This window comes from Peribacillus sp. QJM3NY_7, from assembly GCF_056173225.1.
Window position 1 is genome coordinate 4,080,008 of the sequence record NZ_CM149663.1, and the last position, 16,257, is coordinate 4,096,264.

The following is a 16,257-nucleotide window of genomic DNA, read 5'->3' on the forward strand; positions in this document are numbered from 1 at the left end:
CCCTCTTTGCCTCTTATTTAGCCAATTCATGAATGGCACGTGCATAAATGGACGTAGCCTTAAGCATATCCTCAATATCAATATATTCATCTTTCTGGTGCGCAATGTCTTCGCTGCCAGGGAAAAGCGGGCCAAATGCAACGCCTTCTTTCAATGAACGGGCATATGTGCCGCCGCCAATCGAAAGAAGCTCGGCTTTATCACCTGTCTCCGCTTCATACACTTCCTGCAACGTCTTAATCAAGAAGCTTTCACTGTCCACATAATGGGGAGTTGAATGCGAATTGGTCTTCACTTTCAAATTATATGCCGCAAGCCTTTCTTCCAGCGCCGCCTTTTGCTGTTCCCACTCAAACGTGACCGGATAACGCATGCTGAAACCGATCGAGCTGTCGCCTTGTTTAGAATAATTGAAAACGCCGGCATTGATCGTCAATTCTCCTGTTTGCTCATCCGAATAAGCCACACCTAAATTATTTCCGCGGGAATCTTCGAACAAACGATCCTTGATGAAAGTGAAGTAGGCTTTCGCATGCGGATCAAGAGTGAGATCAGCTAAAAATACGGCTAAATGCAGACCTGCATTTTTTCCGTTGTTCGGTTCCATCGCGTGTGCCGAGACACCATTCATTTCAAGCAGCACTTGATTTTTTTGCGGAACGGCTTGGCCCCCCAATGAGTACTTTTGCAAATAATCCTGATAGTTTGCCGCCACTTCAGCAGGTTTGTCCGTTTCCACGATAGCCGTCGCAAAATCCGGTACCATATTCGTCCTTCGGCCTGAAGAAAACTCGATGACATTCACGTCTGAGTTCGTGCCATTTCCTGCATCGGCAGGATGGATAACCGAGAAATCCCAGATTCCTTTTTCCGCACTGATGATCGGGAAGTCAGCATCTGGTGCGAAGCCGATCGAAGGCATTTCCTCCACTTCAAAGTACCGGTCAACGCAGCGCCAGTTCGATTCTTCATCGGTTCCAATGATCATCCTCACACGTTTGTTCAAAGGTTCTCCTAGCTCCCGGACCAGCTTCATCGCATGATAGGCAGCCATCGTCGGCCCTTTATCATCGATTGCCCCACGGGCATATATGCGGCCATTGCGGATTTCAGCGCCAAACGGATCCGAACTCCAGCCATCTCCCTCAGGTACCACGTCGACATGGCATAATATCCCGATTAACTCCTCGCCTTCCCCCATTTCGATATGCCCAGCGACATTATCGACATTTTTCACAGTAAAACCGTCTTTTTCGCCTAATTGAAGCATGAAATCAAGCGCTTCCTTCACCCCTTTACCGAGTGGGGCCTCCTCTGTCGGATGTTCTTCATCAAGTACACTTTTTATTTTCAATAAGTTTTGTGTGTCCAGCAATAAGTCCATTTTCCGTTTTTCAACTTCTTCTCGCCAATTCAATTCACTCAAAATATGACAACTCCTCTTTTATATATATTTTTCATTTTATCACTTTTACTACCACATTCGCCAAGCCTTGCTACCTATTCTTCGTATTCCCGCATTATTGCTAACATCAAACTACCGATAAAATCCTTACAAAAATAAAAAAACCCTCTTTTATTAAAAAGAGGATGATTTCATTAGACTATCGTCATTCATTAACTCTGTTACTTTTCTGTTCAGTCTTGGGATATATAATGCTAAAAATAAAGAACGTCCTAAACTGAAAGCCAGGAATGCAAGCCATAAACCATGATTGCCATGATTGCTTACTGCTGCGAATTGGACTATTAAAAAAGCCATCAGTGCCAGAAGCATCGAGTTCCTTACTGGAACGGCTTCAGTCGCACCGGTAAACACTCCATAAAAAATGAGTCCGATAAAGGCACTGAATGGGAATAGGACTATCCAAAGTCCATATTCATGGGCCAATTCGATGACGCCGGGAATGTCCGTGAATAAGAGAATGACCTCATCGCTGAAAAGATAGTAAGATGCGGCAAGTATGAACGAGGCATACAAGCCCCACCGCGCCGAGAGTGAGAGTGTTTTTTTATAAAGGTTTATATCTCTCGAACCAATCGCCTTCCCGACCAGAAGACTTGACGCGTTCGCGAAGCCATCAAAGCAATAGGCCATCAGATAATGGATTTGAATGAGTACGGCATTGGCCGCCAGGGTCTCTGTCCCGAAAGTCGCTCCCTTGGCCGTAAAAAGATTGAAAACCGTGATCAGGCAAATGGTCCTGATGAATAAATCCCTGTTGACCACCATCATTTTTTTCAGGGAAGCCCGATCGAACCCCTCCCGGATTGAAAAAGAATCCGGTACGTTAACCGCTTTCCGGATGACCCACAAGCCCAGTAAAAAAGCGGAAATCTCTGATATCAGTGTAGCGGCAGCAACCCCTGATACAGACCATGAAAAAACATTAACGAAAACGAGGCATAAGATTATATTCATCACGTTCATGAAAACTTGAATGAACAAAGACGTTTTTATCCTCGATTTCCCCATTAACCAGCCTAAGATGACATAATTCAATAGAGCAAATGGCGCGCCCCATATCCTGATGCCGAAATAATCTGCGGCAAAGGCGGAAACATCCGATTCCGGACCGATTGCGCCTAACGATACATTCAAAATGGGCTTTTGGATCACGATAAAAAGCAGACCGATGATCGCTGCAATGAAAAAAGGCCGAATCAAGGCCATCAGGGTTTGCTTTTCATCCCTTGCCCCTTCCGCTTGTGCGGCGAAAGCAGATGTACTGACCCGAAGAAAACCAAAAAGCCAATACATCGTATTAAAAATTATGGTTCCGACAGCCACCCCGCCAATATAAGCGGGATCACTCAACTTTCCAACCACAGCCGTATCGACTGCACCGAGCAAGGGCGTACTCATTGTCGAAATCGTAAGCGGGATGGCCAAGGAAAGGTATACTCTGTTATTCATAAAATGATGACCTCCTATGTACATAAAAGTTCTGAAAAGTTAGAATTGGAATGTCGTTATAAAAAAATGTATTCAAAGTACAAAAATATTGCAGTATTTAATTTTAATCACTAGAATTGTACATATGGTGCTCCCCAACATGCAAGAGATGCCACTACAAGATTACTTGTGGAACGTTTCAAATAGAACGGGTAAAACCCATTTTAAATCTGGATCATTTACGTATCAAAATTTGAAGATTGAAAGATTGATATCGCTTTCAACCCGCAGGAGTTATGGGAAGTACATTTTTATCCAGCAAGAAAAAGGCATTTCCCAAGCCGGAAAATAAAATGCTTGACGGATTCTTGAAGGAGTTTTTAGTATTGCTCGTTGATAATATACCTTTTGAACTATGCTTGAATATATATTCATCGTTATAACAACTAATTAGGAGTGATCATGATGGGAAGATTGACTGATAAAGTAGCCATTATCACTGGCGGAGCATCTGGTATGGGCAGGGAAATGGTAGACCTATTCACAAAAGAAGGAGCACAAGTCATTGCTGCCGATATCAATGAAAAAGCTGTAGCTGCCGTGAATGAACTCGATAACGTCCATGGTACTGTACTTGATGTATCTTCAGACGAAAGCTGGAAAAAGGTGACGGATGAAGTTATCGCTAAATTTGGCCAAATCGACATTTTGGTAAACAATGCCGGTATCTCAACGGAAAAAGGCATTAACGATACGACATTGGCCGATTGGCAGCTAATGTTAGGCATCAATGGATTTGGACCATTCCTTGGAATGAAACACGTTGTTCCTCACATGGCTAAAGAAGGTAAAGGCGCAGTTGTAAACATTTCTTCCTTTACAGCTCAAATCGGAATGGGCTTAAACTCTTATTCAGCTTCAAAAGGTGCCGTCCGTGCTATTTCCAAGGCTGCCGCAACGCAATATGGCCGCATGGGCGTCCGTGTCAATGCCGTATTCCCTGGTATCATCGAAACACCGATGACTCAAAAATTAGAAGAATCAAAAGAGTTAGTGAACCAAATGATCAAGGCCACTCCATTACAACGTTTGGGTCAGCCGGCGGATATTGCAAATGCCGTGCTTTATCTAGCATCCGATGAAGCTTCATACGTAACTGGTGCCGAGCTTGTCATCGACGGCGGATACTCCGCTCAATAATTAAAGCAGAAATGGAAAATCCCGTTTCTAATACTCAGAAACGGGATTTTCTGATTCAATAAAGAAATTTTGTAAGTTGTAATGAGTTAAGTTAACACACCGATGAAATAGCCAAAAGTCGTAAATACCAAACACCAGCTGAATGCCCCTGCTCCTGCAAAGATAAAATACTTTCGTTTCCCCATTCCATTCATACCGGAAATGTAACTGGCGAAGTGACGGACTCCTGGAATGAAATAGGCGATGATAATCGTCCATGGACCGTATTTATTGAACCATTTCTCCAATTTTTCCAACCTCGCGGGGGTCATTTTGACCCACTTACCATGCTTCCTCAAAAAAGGCTTCCCCACCTTTTTTCCGATGAAATAACTGACAAGCATCCCGGATATCGAGCCAAGGAAACTGACAAGGAAAGCTCCCTGGACATTCAAAACGGAAATGGATGACAAATAGCCGACAAAAGTCATCATGAACTCATCAGGTACCGGCAAGCCAATAATCCCAATCGCCAACAATCCATATATCGCAAAATAACCATAGTTTGATATTAAATCTTTTACTATATCCATCTAAAGTACTCCATCTCAGCACCCTTTATTAAAGTAATCCATTTTCTTATGCGGGCCTGGGTAACGTGATTACTTCTTTTTAATAGGATAACCTAATTTAACCCAAATGAGTTGATTTTCAAAAAAAAAATAGAAAAAAAAGAAGAATGGACACGTTTTTTGTTGAAATACCTGTATGGCAGTTTCCTCATTAAGGATGAAAATCGGCAATAATAAAAGCGGACTCGATACCCGAGTCCGCTTCTTCTTATTTCACAATCTTTATTTCATTGATCGGCCAATACACTAGATTCGCCTTGCCCACGATTTCATCGACGGAAATCGTGCCAATTTCACGGCTATCCAAACTATTTTGGCGATTGTCCCCCATAAGGAACAACTGGCCTTCCGGCACTGTCATGCTGCCTGTAATATCTTCGAGCTTGAAGGATTCAGTCAGCGGCACTCCTGATGGCATCTGATTCTTATATTTGTCCAAGTATGGTTCTTCATAAGCTTTCCCATTAATATAAAGCGTATCGTCTTTATATTCAATATGGTCACCTGGCAGACCGATAACCCTTTTTATATAATCTTTATCTACCGTTGCATGAAAAACGACAATATCAAACCGGTCTATATTATCGATATTCGTTCCAAACTTGGTAAGAACAATTCTTTCGTGGTCTTGCAGAGTCGGCATCATTGACTCACCGTCCACGACAATCGGTGCAAAAATATACGTTCGAATTAAAAAAGCTAGAATGACTGCAATCAATATCGCTTTTATCCATGAAAAAACTTCTTTTCTTTTTTCCAATCGAAGTCCCTCTCTCTGTTTTTTATTCATGCCATTATAACATAATCCTTTCATGATCACGTCATACAAATACCCACATTTTACACATTGTCATTTACTTCCATTTTTCATACTGGATTTCCATGCTTTCCAACTCTATTTCCCGACGCTGCATTTTAGTTGGACAAATCGCATTATATGTACGGACTTTCTCATTTATTTCACCCATTCGTTTCATTAATTCGGATTCAATTCCATTCATTTTTTTCAATCGAACCAATTCGGCTAGCTCTTCGCGAATTTCTTTTTGCCATTTTATCCAAAGCGGAAGGAAGCCGGCATCCTTGGCCTTCGTCAAGAAGTTGTCATATATATTTCCCGACAGCGCCGACTCCGGAAGCGGTTTACCAAAGCCAGGATTATTCTTCAGCCCGCCTTCCCTTTCATATTCCTTGAAAATCTGATCCATCCAGTTCACATGCCCGTGTTCTTTGCCCATAAACAATCCCCCTTCAGATCACTAATCATTACATGTTTTTACAATTATAACATTTTTATCAATACCCACTCCACCCTTGGGGACACTTTCTACTATTATATATGCCTATCTTTCAGCCAAACACATTCAGGCTTCAAAAAAAGGATTCCCTATGATGGGAATCCTTGCAGACTGTAGACAAACTCGATGAATATCGATTTTGTCTACATTTTTTTATGGTTGTACAATTTGGCCGTTGATTGGAACGTAGGGCACTCGCTTTCCGCGGGCGGTCTGGTAGCCTCCTCGGCGCTTTTGCGCCTGTGGGGTCTACCCTGGACTCGCTTTTCCCGCAGGAGTCTCGCACAGCCGCTCCAATCAATTTTGTTTTAAAATTTAGATAATCCCTTGTCTACAAACTCAAGGATTCCCCTTTTCAGGGAACCCTTGTTGGCCTTCTATTTAACGGTGATTTCCCTTTTTACTTCCGCCTTGTTCTTCGATTTATCCGTAACTGTGTAAGTCAATGTATAGGTGCCTTTTTTCTTCGTATTCACAGTCCCTGTTATTTTGATCTTACTTGTTAAGCTTCCATCAAGATTATCTTTTGCGGATACACCTGATTTAGGATTGAATGTCGAGTTATAGGCAATGGTTTTGCTCTTGGCACCGGAAATGACCGGCTTTGTGCTGTCTACCGTGATCTTTCTTGTGACTGTTGCAGTATTTTTCGATGAATCAGTGATTGTATACTTTAATGTATACGTACCTTTTTTCTTTGTATTCACCGTACCTGTCACCTTTATTTTACTCGTCAAGTTGCCATCCAGGTTATCTTTGGCAGTTACACCCGATTTAGGGCTGAATGTCGAATAATAGCCAACGGTTTTACTATTGGCTCCCGAGATGACTGGCTTGGTGCCATCTATCGTGATCTTTCTTGTGACTGTCGCTGCATTTTTCGATGAATCGGTGACCGTATACCTCAATGTATAGGTCCCCTTTTTCTTCGTATTCACTGTACCCGTCACTTTGATTTTACTAGTCAAATTTCCATCGGCATTATCCTTGGCACTCACGTTTGTTTTTGGATTGAATGAAGAATTAAGTTTGATGGTTTTATTCCCGGCACCGGAAATCACAGGCTTATTCGTATCCTTGACAATCGATGGCCGATTGGAGATGTAAGCTGATGAAACATACCCCTTAATACTCTTGTCTGCCGTTTGTACGGGGTAAAAGACAAATTTATTTCCCTTTGATTCGTGATAGTCAAAATTCCCTGTGATGATCAAGCTTGTATTTGGCGGAACAGTTACTGCACCTGCCGTAGTGGTTATATCTTTCCTGATATTCGCGCTCGATGTCGTCACCACTTTGTCTCCTGCCTTGAACCAATAAACAGAGTCATGCGTTTGATCTGTCAGGGTGTATTCAAGATTTTTAAAGACGATATTTTCCGTGCTGTAACGATCATATTGAAAGTCAGAAGTTTTGAATGGATATATTGCCAGTTTCGTATCATTCAAATAACTTTGGTTTTCTATCTCAGCAAAAACTTCCTCTTGGTACGCATTCACATTTATTTTCCCGTTTTCCTGGTAAAGAGGACTGTTCACCGGTTTTGTCCCATTGTAAGCCATGACAGGGAAATACCAATTTTCGATGACCCTGCGCCCTGCACCTTTGATCTTGGGTAAATCCCTTCTTGAATACATGCCACTCAGGACCTCGACGCCTGCCCCGATATTGTAGACTATATCATTTTCCAGCTTTTTCTGGTCATACCCACTTTTATTGGTAAGCTGCATTAGACCGATGCCGCCATCGTCGGATATAATCGGTTTACCATCCTCATTAAATTGCCTCCAATCCCCGTTTTCCTGCGTAGCCACCGCTTTTACCACTTCAGGGGGGATTTCAGCTTCTATTGCCGCATTCGTCAGTAAGCAGTTGATCTGCTTATGGGAAGGATTTTCATTGGGTTGAACCTCACCGAATGATGAACACGCATTGGTTATTCCAGACTCCGCAAAAGCCTGTCCATTGAACAAACCAAGTGTTAAACAGGTCAGTGCCCCAATCTTCATTAAAGATATCTTCATCGATCGAACTCCAGTCTATTTATATTTAAATCTATAATAATAGTAACATGATAGACTGGTGATCGCAGGTATAATAAGGTATTTCCCCCTTAAATATCCTTACAGCATAAAAGGAGCTTACCCGCATTATCGGGAAAGCTCCTTTGTTTTCAAATCTCAAAACTATGTATGATGCCGGATCATTCGATCACTTCCACCGTTTCCCTCGGCTTCCTTACAAGGCACATGATACCCGGTATGATGAAGAAGATAAGCGGCCAAACATGAAAAATCGTCAGAATGCCCGTAATGATCAATAAGATTCCGGCTCCCTTCGCCTTGCCGCCCTTTAATAGAAAGATAGCGATCAAACCGCCTGCCAAGGCAATGAACAGCGATATGATCCCCACCCAAAGCATTCCCATGAATAACTTGATTGACATTTCTACCTCAGATGAGGAAAACTCGGAATCTGTCATTAATGAGTAGTCCATCATTTCTTTCAAATCGATACTGTTGAGATAGACGGCCGCTATGATCGTCACGATTAAAAAAATCGCGGCGATACTTACGCCTATGATACTTAATGCGTATTCCCATGTCCGTTTCATTTACTTCGCCTCCCTGGAAAAGTCACGTATATATAATACCCAATCTGTGAAGGAATAAAAGACTTTTATTCCTTACTCCTCAAAATTGAGTGTAAATGTGGTGAATTCGTCCAAATCCTTTAACGCCCCCCTGCCTTCATTCATCCTTCTTTTTCAATCGTTCATGTAATTCATCTCTTTTATTATCCAGGTTATTCATTTTTGTCATATTCTTTATAAAGAAACGGACCGCCTTCACAACCATAACGAATAACAGAACAAGTAGGGCAAGGTAGAATAATTGCCATAAAACATCGCCAATATTAAACATGAAGTCACCTTCTGTCTTTGAATGAATTCCGGCCAATAAAAGCAGTAAGTGAGGGCTTTTCGTACTCCGTGATGTTCCGTAATTAAATGATAACACGAGTGGCCCTAACACTGAACGCCAACGATATTAATAGAAGGTGAATAACGAAGCCCCCCAAAGGAAATAGACTCTGTTTTTATCAGAGCCTAAAAAACATTCCTATTCACGATCAAATCCACCAATTGTTCGACAGACGGTTCTTTCGGCATCATATCAGGTGTAAATCCATAGTCTTGAAGTCTATTTCCGGTACTTTCCCCGATCACCCCGATGGAGGCTTGTTTTAGCAGCGCTTCAACATCCACGTTTGCCTTGTTCCCATATTGCATCAGCATATCGACTGAATGCCGGTTTGAAAATAGTACCGTTCCTACAGCTTTCCCATCAAGCATTCTCGAAAAGATTTCAAGGAATCTTTCATCGACAAATTTAGCGATTGATTGAATATAGTCTCCGTCCCCATGTGCCGGATCTCTAAGATCCCTGTTTCGATCTCCAACAACTAACAGTGTTCCGGCTTCCGGCATCCCGGATTTGAGCTCGGCCGTCAGACCCCGTTGCTGCAAAGCCTTTTTCGATTTCCTTGATAACACATATAGTTTAGAAGAAATCCGGCGGAAATCAATAGCTTGTTCAGTGAGTGAATCCAAGAATCCATGGACACTTTCAGGCGAAGTGAAGAGAATTCGATCATATGAAAGAAAAGCGAGCAACTGACTTTCTTCTATTTTCACTTTTTCCGCATTCCATTTAGGAAACTCGATGACTTCGCCGCCAAGTTCATACAGGGCTTCCGCCAAGGCACTCTTTGCCGTCCCAGTCCGGGCCACTAAAAACCGTTGTCCATAAAGCGGCTTCCTTTCGAACCATTGCAGTTTTCCCCTTAGTGAAATGATATCCCCGACCAAGGTGATTGCAGGATTGCCAAGCGACCTTTCACTTACCCGTTCGACGATATCATCCAAGGTCCCCTCGACACTTTCCTGTCTTCCATAAGTGCCCCATTGAATGACGAGTGCCGGTGTATTCCCCGGCTTTCCATGATTGATCAAATTTTTGCGGATAGACGGAAGGTTGGCCACACCCATATAAAAGGCAACCGTATCTATACTCACAAGCCCATTCCAATCTATATCCTTCTTCGTTTGGTCATGGCCCGTCACCATCGCAAAGGAACGTCCGTAATCCCGATGTGTGACGGGAACTCCTGCGTACATGGATGCAGCAATGCTGGACGTAACCCCCGGAATGACTTCGAATGGGATTCCCTTATCTTTCAACGATTCCGCTTCCTCCCCGACTCTTCCAAAAACGGCAGGATCACCGCCTTTCAAGCGGATGACCCGATGCCCTTCCAGTGCTTTGGAAACAAGCAGCTCATTGATTTCCCCTTGGCTGATGCCAGTAGTATAAGGTGTCTTGCCACAATATATCAATTCACAATCGAAGGCGGCAGCCTCCAACAGCTTGGGATTCAGCAACCTATCATATAAAATGACATCCGCTTTTTCAATCTCTTTTTGGCCTTTTACGGTAATCAGGCCTTCATCACCCGGACCTGCACCAACAAAATAAACCTTGCCCTTGGTCATGCCGCACTCACCCCTATCTGCTTGCCATTCCCTGATAATATTTCACCAGCTCCACCATTGCACTGCCCATCCGTTGATCTTCAGGATATATGACCCGCTCAATCCCTTCATCGATCACCACCTGCGCCGTTACCTTTCCGACCGCAAGAGCAATTACATCTGATGCAAACAGGCCGACTATCTTATCCTCCACGCCTTGTTCACGGACAAATCTCATTAAATTTCGCGGCTGGGGTGCACTCGTGAACACAACCGAATCGATTTTGCCTTCAAGGATTTCTTGGATCAGCTGCTGCATCGTTTCTTTTTCAGGCGCTATATGTTCATATGGCAGGATTTCTTTATGTTCCACTTTTTGTTCATCCAGCCAATTCATCAAAAGAGGCGCCGGATCGCCGTGAAGCTGCAAAGCGACCTTTACACCTCCAGGCAGATGGCCTTCCAGATTGCGAACAAGCCCTGCCGTACTGCCATCATCATCACGGATTAATGGCTGCAGGCCAAGCTTTTTCAGCATATTAACCGTTTTATAGCCCCTAGCTGCAATTTTCATAGACTGCAAAGCCTCTATGAAACGATCTCCCGCTTCCATCTTCACTGCCGTTTTATATAATAATTCCGTCCCCACTCCCGTCGTGAGAATGATCCACTCGAACTCCCCTGCCATCAACCGGGTGACATCCTCTTCCAAATGGGAATCATCAAGGAAAACCGTCCCCTGTGCCGGGCGAACAAGCGGGACTCCCCCAAGATTTTGAACGATTTTACTAAGTTCTTCCGTCTTCCGCGCCCCTAATAAAGCAACGGTCCTGCCATTAAGCTTACTCATCCATGCCCCTCCTATATGTACATTCAATTTAATCCATCTCACCCATTATACAAATTTTCAGTCTATGAAACTATAAAAAACGGATTCCATATCAAAAACAACGCTTTTTCTTTCTTTCATCTTATATAAATTCAGTGGATAGATGGATTAGCAGCATTTTGCTTTTCATAAGTCCCGCCCTCATGTGTTTGGAGCAAATACTCGTGAGTTTTGGGCTTTTACTCGTAAGTTTCCAGAAAAGCAAAACATGGCCAGGTTCAATTCCCTCATCTTATCTTTTCAGTCAATATAAAAAAGCTGCCTTCAGGACAGCGATTTTCACGATTTAACCTTTTGTTAATTCTTATTTATCGCCCTTTGGGCAATATGCTCCAGTTCTTTTTTTACAAAAACATCATATTGAGTGGTTTCATGGCGATTCTGAAAGTTTTCAGTGCCTAAGTTCATAGGCGTTTTCGTTTTGAAGGGTATCCCTTCCCTTTCCAATTTCGCAACCGCCTTATAATAATTTTCATTCCCGAATGCTGTATAAATACATGTCCAATATTTATAGGAAATCAGTTTGACAATTACTATACACGCAATCACGAGGACTAGTATTCCAATCATTATATACATCTTTTAACTCCCTTTCATTTCGGACTTTTTTTGGAAAAGCCATCCTGTACACTATATTCTTTGCCATACATGACATTTCCTTTTCAAGTAAAAAAAGGAGACCCCAGTTTGGGGTCTCCTTCTTCATCTTCTATTTTTCCTTTACGTTACAAGAACCGTCCGTACAAGCGTCGCCTGTTGCTGGATCATTCACGATCGTAAGCGGATTTTCCTCAGCCCATACTTTTTTTAGCGTATCGAGGAATGCTTCCGTTGGCTGGGCGCCGGAGATTCCATATTTGCGATTAATGACGAAGAATGGGACGCCTGTAATGCCAAGCAGGCTTCCTTCTTGCTCATTTCCTCTAACCTCTGCCGTGAATGCCGTTCCTGCCAGCATGGACTCCGTCTCGGACTTTTCAATGCCAACCTCTTCTGCCAAACTTGCCAATGTAGCGTGATCGCCAATATGTTTGCCTTCCGTAAAGTAAGCTTTAAATAGGCGTTCATTCATTTCTTTCTCTTTACCTTTTGATTCAGCAAAGTGCATCAAGCGGTGGGCATCGAACGAATTCGTTAAGACCACTTTGTCCAAGTGATAATCGAGTCCCAATTCTTTAGCCTGTTGAGTCAGGTTTTGGCTGTTCGCTTCCACCTGCGCTTGAGACATGCCGTATTTCTTGGCCAGCATTTCATTTTGAGTCATATTGATATCCCGCTCAGCCTCTGGGTTCAACTCAAAACTGCGAAATGAGACCTCTACCTGATCTTTATTTTCAAACTGCTTTAACGCCTCTTCGAACCGACGCTTACCTATATAACAGAACGGACATTGATAATCCGACCAAATTTCCACCTTCATGTAAATACCTCCTCGTTTTAAATGCAATCGCATTAAGCACATTATATAATCCTGGGTATCCTCTTGCAAGGATATTAGCCCAGACACTCATTTTCAAAATTGGTGAAGTCGACTTTTTTCATGAATTCTTCCAATGTATAGCCCTTTAGCAGGCGCAATGTTTCCTTTTCGGCTTCGTTCATGATTTCCTCCAAAGCCGTATCCAGCTGCTTCCCGACTTCACCGCATTCGCTCGTTTCCATACAAACAAGACATTCCGGCCGTACCGCTTGATACACATCCGCCAAAGTAAGCTGAGAGGCAGGCACCTTCAGACTATAACCGCCTTCCCTTCCTTCCTTTGTTTCGACGATCCCCTCAGCTGCAAGCTGTGCCATCACCTTTCTTAAAAAAGTGGCGTGGGACTTCACCTTTAAGGCGATTGCCGAACTTGTCAGGAGCTTTTCGCTTTGTGCGAGCCAAACCAAAGAGTGAATGGCAATGGCAAAGCGCGGCGGACCAATTTGATTGTTTCGATTACTTGAAGACAAGATTATCCCCCCTTACACTCTTATCCATGGTAAGGCCATTATACTATGTTACGTGCTCCCGAACAAATGGCGCCATTTCTCGATTTTCCACCCGCAGCGCACGATTTTCCAGCCGTTTCCGGGTTCGGCAAAATAATATATCCTTTCGGCACCAAAACCCGGCAAAACATCCTTTTGCCGGGTTTTTCAATACTACTGAATGATTTGTACATTTTCATATAAATAAGCTTCTTCCGGTGCCTTTATTTTCTTCGATTCTTTTAAATCGATCACCGGTACGGGTTCCCCTTTATAGCTTCCTTTTTTTAATGTCCCTGTAATCGTATACCAATCATTCTTCTTCATTCCTTCCACGTTCCCGTTGACCATATATCCATATAACGTCGCATCGACCACACAGCAGGACATGGAGAGGCGGGAGATGGCCATTTGTTTTTTCGTGAATGTATCCTCACGGTATATGAACCCTGAAATCTCTATCTCCTTCCCCTTGATCGTATCGAGGTTGTTCAGTAAATCATCCAGCACTTCAAAATAATTATCATCGGTTACGGAGATTTTCTCACCATTCGCATGTTTCCCAGAATCATATGAACTTACCATCTGTGCCTGCTGCTTTGCCATCCCCCTTTTCGCCAGCGCTTCCCCGCTTAAAGTAAAATCGGTCAGGATGAAGCCCAGAAGAATCGGAAGGAAGAACAAACCATATTTCAGGACCGAAGACTCCCCATTCAATCCGCAATCACAATGTTGTTCACTTTGTTTTTGTTTTTGTTTTTTCATGCGGAGAAGGCTGATCACTAAAAAAGCGAAAAGTGCCGCCAATGCATATGGAACCATTTTGGGTGCGATCAATTTCGTTAAATATCCTGAAACATACAATTTAAAGATCATGAGACCCAATCCCAGCAGCAGCAATCCTTCAAGTCTTTGGATAAAAAAACGTTTCATCAGAAGCCCCCCTTACTGATCAATCCTCCTGCAATCAGGCAGAGGCTGAAGACGACTGCGAAAATAAGCAGGACATACGTGACGACGAAGCTCCGTTTAAAACAAGACATCATGATCAAAACATTTTTCAGATCCAGCATGGGGCCAAATACAAGGAATCCCAGTATGGAGCCTGGCAGAAAACTATGGGAAAAGGAGGCCGCAACGAAGGCATCAGCTGATGAACAGAGTGAAAGCACAAACGCAATTCCCATCATCAACGCCGTGCCTTTTATTGGCGCCTGACCAATATCGGCCATTACGGACCGATCCATGAACACCTGAAATACACTGGCAAACAAGGCTCCGATGATAAAGTATCGGCCGACCATAAAAAACTCCTGCGAAGTATGATCAATGAAGCTTGTCCATTTACTGGACTGACTATCATGTACATGCCCTTGCACCAGTTCCAGCTTGTCCTCTTTCACCACATCTTTAGTGCTGAATATATGAATGAATAAACCTGCGATTATGGCCGTCAGGACACAAAGAATGATTCTTCCATATAGAATGGACGGATTATTTTGGAACGCATAATAAGTTGAGCCGAACACGATGACATTCAATATCGGGGCTGTTACAAGCAAGACCACACCTGCATGGACCGGGACACCCTTTTGAATCAATCTCCGGACGACCGGGATGATTGCACATTCGCAAACCGGAATGATCAGCGCCGCGGCTATCGCGGCAAAAATGGCCGTCAGGGGTCTTTTGGGTATCATCCGCTGAATGATTTCTTCACTGATGAACAACTGGATGAATGATGAAGCAATGGCCCCTAAGAACAGGAAAGGAATCGATTCTAAAAACAATCCCAAAAACACGACGAGCACTGAGTGAAGCATCGGGTAGTCCGAGAAATCAATTGCTTTGGGAACGAAGACATCGCCTAGAAAAAAGAATGCCAGCAGCAAAAACAGCAGAATCAATAACAGCAAATTTCCCGCGTAGCGTTTCAAAAGCATATTTAACCACCTCGCAAATCATAATTATTACGATTTAAGTTTGGATTCGGTCTAGTATATGCTTTTGATAGGGTGAAAAGAACAAGAAAAAAGAGAATGGAAGACTTCACCACCCTCATTTATTCCTTCGATATAGATCCCTGCTCTTATAACCTTCTCCTAAAATCGTTTTCATTTCCTGGCGCCGTTTCACTTGTGTCGCCTCTTGTTTTGCACTATACACATAACGGGCCCAATCCTTGCGATACCCTGGCGTAAGTGATTGATAGAACGCAAGCAAATCAGGGGCATCCTGCAAATCTTTCTCAATTTCAGAAATCATGCCGATATAATCATCTACCGATTGGCTTGCTTTGGCTGAGGGACGGTTTCTATTTTTTGAGTCTTCTTTAAGTCCGACTACCGTAAAGACATCATCCAACCCAACCATACGCGCAAACTTCAGGTCACTCGAGCCAACATACCCTTCATCATCCGCACCAAGGCCCTGCATCAGATCATCACGATGAATATATGTAGCATATTCTTTATTCCCCTTCTTGGGGTACGCCAAAAAAATATAGCCGTTTTTACTTAAATGATTTTTATCGATCACCTTATCCACGATTCTCTTTAAAGAATCCATATCCAATACAAAGGCAAATATAAGGTCATAGGCACTTTCATTAAGCTTTGTATCGTAATCCGGCAGCTCTGCTAAATAATCCGCCCCGGCTGGCTGATTCAGGACTGCCACCCGTTCATATTTATGTAAATTCAGTTTTTCAACTATTGTTTTAGCCATGCATTCACCATCCAATCCTGGTTGATTTTTTCTACCTTCAGTTTATAAGCTTCCCATTGCGTTAGCAACTTTTCTCTAGATAGTATAAAAATCCAAAATTCGATGTGGAAACCTTCCGTATCTTTTCATATAAT

17 protein-coding genes are annotated in these 16,257 nt (G+C 43.0%); 1 reads left to right on the forward strand and 16 read right to left on the reverse strand.

Going from position 1 to position 16,257, the window contains the following annotated elements; all coding sequences use genetic code 11:
- Positions 1–13: 13 nt before the first annotated feature.
- Both pepV and AC0VX1_RS19520 read right to left on the reverse strand, forming a co-directional pair.
- On the reverse strand, positions 14–1,426 hold the full coding sequence (pepV, locus tag AC0VX1_RS19515) for a dipeptidase PepV (RefSeq protein ID WP_063575465.1): 1,413 nt from the start codon (positions 1,424–1,426) through the stop codon (positions 14–16).
- A 153-nt stretch (positions 1,427–1,579) separates the two neighbouring features.
- Positions 1,580–2,917, reverse strand: coding sequence for an MATE family efflux transporter (locus AC0VX1_RS19520; protein ID WP_063575464.1), 1,338 nt, complete (start codon positions 2,915–2,917; stop codon positions 1,580–1,582).
- A gap of 444 nt (positions 2,918–3,361) precedes the next feature.
- On the opposite strand from AC0VX1_RS19520, the gene AC0VX1_RS19525 reads away from it, so the two are divergent.
- Positions 3,362–4,096 (forward strand): SDR family NAD(P)-dependent oxidoreductase, encoded by a 735-nt coding sequence (locus AC0VX1_RS19525; RefSeq protein ID WP_057276749.1) that lies wholly within the window; start codon positions 3,362–3,364, stop codon positions 4,094–4,096.
- Positions 4,097–4,182: 86 nt separating this feature from the next.
- On the opposite strand, the gene AC0VX1_RS19530 is transcribed toward AC0VX1_RS19525, so the two are convergent.
- From AC0VX1_RS19530 to AC0VX1_RS19595, 14 genes are all read right to left on the reverse strand, one after another.
- Positions 4,183–4,668, reverse strand: a complete 486-nt coding sequence (locus AC0VX1_RS19530) for a DedA family protein (protein ID WP_413021371.1) — start codon at positions 4,666–4,668, stop codon at positions 4,183–4,185.
- 247 nt (positions 4,669–4,915) lie between these two features.
- Complete coding sequence (gene lepB / locus AC0VX1_RS19535) at positions 4,916–5,467, reverse strand: signal peptidase I (RefSeq protein WP_223255759.1); 552 nt, start codon at positions 5,465–5,467, stop codon at positions 4,916–4,918.
- Positions 5,468–5,561: 94 nt separating this feature from the next.
- Entirely contained in the window at positions 5,562–5,945 is a 384-nt protein-coding gene (locus AC0VX1_RS19540; protein ID WP_475468449.1) for a DnaJ family domain-containing protein, read from the reverse strand.
- Between the two features lie 437 nt (positions 5,946–6,382).
- The gene (locus AC0VX1_RS19545; protein ID WP_475468451.1) at positions 6,383–8,029 is read right to left on the reverse strand and encodes an immunoglobulin-like domain-containing protein; all 1,647 of its coding nucleotides are present in this window, start codon (positions 8,027–8,029) and stop codon (positions 6,383–6,385) included.
- 179 nt (positions 8,030–8,208) lie between these two features.
- The gene (locus tag AC0VX1_RS19550) at positions 8,209–8,619 is read right to left on the reverse strand and encodes a DUF4064 domain-containing protein (RefSeq protein ID WP_106026033.1); all 411 of its coding nucleotides are present in this window, start codon (positions 8,617–8,619) and stop codon (positions 8,209–8,211) included.
- A gap of 136 nt (positions 8,620–8,755) precedes the next feature.
- Positions 8,756–8,929, reverse strand: coding sequence for a hypothetical protein (locus AC0VX1_RS19555; RefSeq protein ID WP_475468453.1), 174 nt, complete (start codon positions 8,927–8,929; stop codon positions 8,756–8,758).
- Between the two features lie 185 nt (positions 8,930–9,114).
- Positions 9,115–10,560: a uroporphyrinogen-III C-methyltransferase gene (gene cobA / locus AC0VX1_RS19560; RefSeq protein WP_475468455.1), complete on the reverse strand. Its 1,446-nt coding sequence runs from the start codon at positions 10,558–10,560 to the stop codon at positions 9,115–9,117.
- A 13-nt stretch (positions 10,561–10,573) separates the two neighbouring features.
- Entirely contained in the window at positions 10,574–11,389 is an 816-nt protein-coding gene (locus AC0VX1_RS19565; protein ID WP_106026035.1) for a uroporphyrinogen-III synthase, read from the reverse strand.
- Between the two features lie 336 nt (positions 11,390–11,725).
- Positions 11,726–12,007: a hypothetical protein gene (locus tag AC0VX1_RS19570; RefSeq protein ID WP_095679582.1), complete on the reverse strand. Its 282-nt coding sequence runs from the start codon at positions 12,005–12,007 to the stop codon at positions 11,726–11,728.
- 130 nt (positions 12,008–12,137) lie between these two features.
- Positions 12,138–12,848: a DsbA family oxidoreductase gene (locus AC0VX1_RS19575; RefSeq protein WP_063575454.1), complete on the reverse strand. Its 711-nt coding sequence runs from the start codon at positions 12,846–12,848 to the stop codon at positions 12,138–12,140.
- Between the two features lie 74 nt (positions 12,849–12,922).
- Positions 12,923–13,378, reverse strand: coding sequence for an RrF2 family transcriptional regulator (locus tag AC0VX1_RS19580; RefSeq protein WP_095679584.1), 456 nt, complete (start codon positions 13,376–13,378; stop codon positions 12,923–12,925).
- A gap of 192 nt (positions 13,379–13,570) precedes the next feature.
- Positions 13,571–14,329 carry a TIGR03943 family putative permease subunit gene (locus tag AC0VX1_RS19585; RefSeq protein ID WP_475468459.1) on the reverse strand — a complete coding sequence of 253 codons (759 nt, stop codon included), beginning with the start codon at positions 14,327–14,329 and terminating at the stop codon, positions 13,571–13,573.
- Complete coding sequence (locus tag AC0VX1_RS19590) at positions 14,329–15,339, reverse strand: permease (RefSeq protein ID WP_098864049.1); 1,011 nt, start codon at positions 15,337–15,339, stop codon at positions 14,329–14,331. Before AC0VX1_RS19590 ends, AC0VX1_RS19585 begins: the two co-directional genes overlap by 1 nt.
- A 115-nt stretch (positions 15,340–15,454) precedes the next feature.
- Positions 15,455–16,123 carry a YdeI/OmpD-associated family protein gene (locus AC0VX1_RS19595; protein ID WP_475468461.1) on the reverse strand — a complete coding sequence of 223 codons (669 nt, stop codon included), beginning with the start codon at positions 16,121–16,123 and terminating at the stop codon, positions 15,455–15,457.
- Positions 16,124–16,257 lie beyond the last annotated feature (134 nt).

Coding starts and splice junctions, on each gene's coding strand:
- AC0VX1_RS19520 (WP_063575464.1), bottom strand. CDS start 2,917: ATGAATAACAGAGTATACCTTTCCTTGGCCATCCCGCTTACGATTTCG.
- AC0VX1_RS19525 (WP_057276749.1), top strand. CDS start 3,362: ATGGGAAGATTGACTGATAAAGTAGCCATTATCACTGGCGGAGCATCT.
- AC0VX1_RS19530 (WP_413021371.1), bottom strand. CDS start 4,668: ATGGATATAGTAAAAGATTTAATATCAAACTATGGTTATTTTGCGATA.
- AC0VX1_RS19540 (WP_475468449.1), bottom strand. CDS start 5,945: ATGGGCAAAGAACACGGGCATGTGAACTGGATGGATCAGATTTTCAAG.
- AC0VX1_RS19545 (WP_475468451.1), bottom strand. CDS start 8,029: ATGAAGATATCTTTAATGAAGATTGGGGCACTGACCTGTTTAACACTT.
- AC0VX1_RS19550 (WP_106026033.1), bottom strand. CDS start 8,619: ATGAAACGGACATGGGAATACGCATTAAGTATCATAGGCGTAAGTATC.
- AC0VX1_RS19555 (WP_475468453.1), bottom strand. CDS start 8,929: ATGTTTAATATTGGCGATGTTTTATGGCAATTATTCTACCTTGCCCTA.
- cobA (WP_475468455.1), bottom strand. CDS start 10,560: ATGACCAAGGGCAAGGTTTATTTTGTTGGTGCAGGTCCGGGTGATGAA.
- AC0VX1_RS19565 (WP_106026035.1), bottom strand. CDS start 11,389: ATGAGTAAGCTTAATGGCAGGACCGTTGCTTTATTAGGGGCGCGGAAG.
- AC0VX1_RS19570 (WP_095679582.1), bottom strand. CDS start 12,007: ATGTATATAATGATTGGAATACTAGTCCTCGTGATTGCGTGTATAGTA.
- AC0VX1_RS19575 (WP_063575454.1), bottom strand. CDS start 12,848: ATGAAGGTGGAAATTTGGTCGGATTATCAATGTCCGTTCTGTTATATA.
- AC0VX1_RS19585 (WP_475468459.1), bottom strand. CDS start 14,329: ATGAAACGTTTTTTTATCCAAAGACTTGAAGGATTGCTGCTGCTGGGA.
- AC0VX1_RS19590 (WP_098864049.1), bottom strand. CDS start 15,339: ATGCTTTTGAAACGCTACGCGGGAAATTTGCTGTTATTGATTCTGCTG.
- AC0VX1_RS19595 (WP_475468461.1), bottom strand. CDS start 16,123: ATGGCTAAAACAATAGTTGAAAAACTGAATTTACATAAATATGAACGG.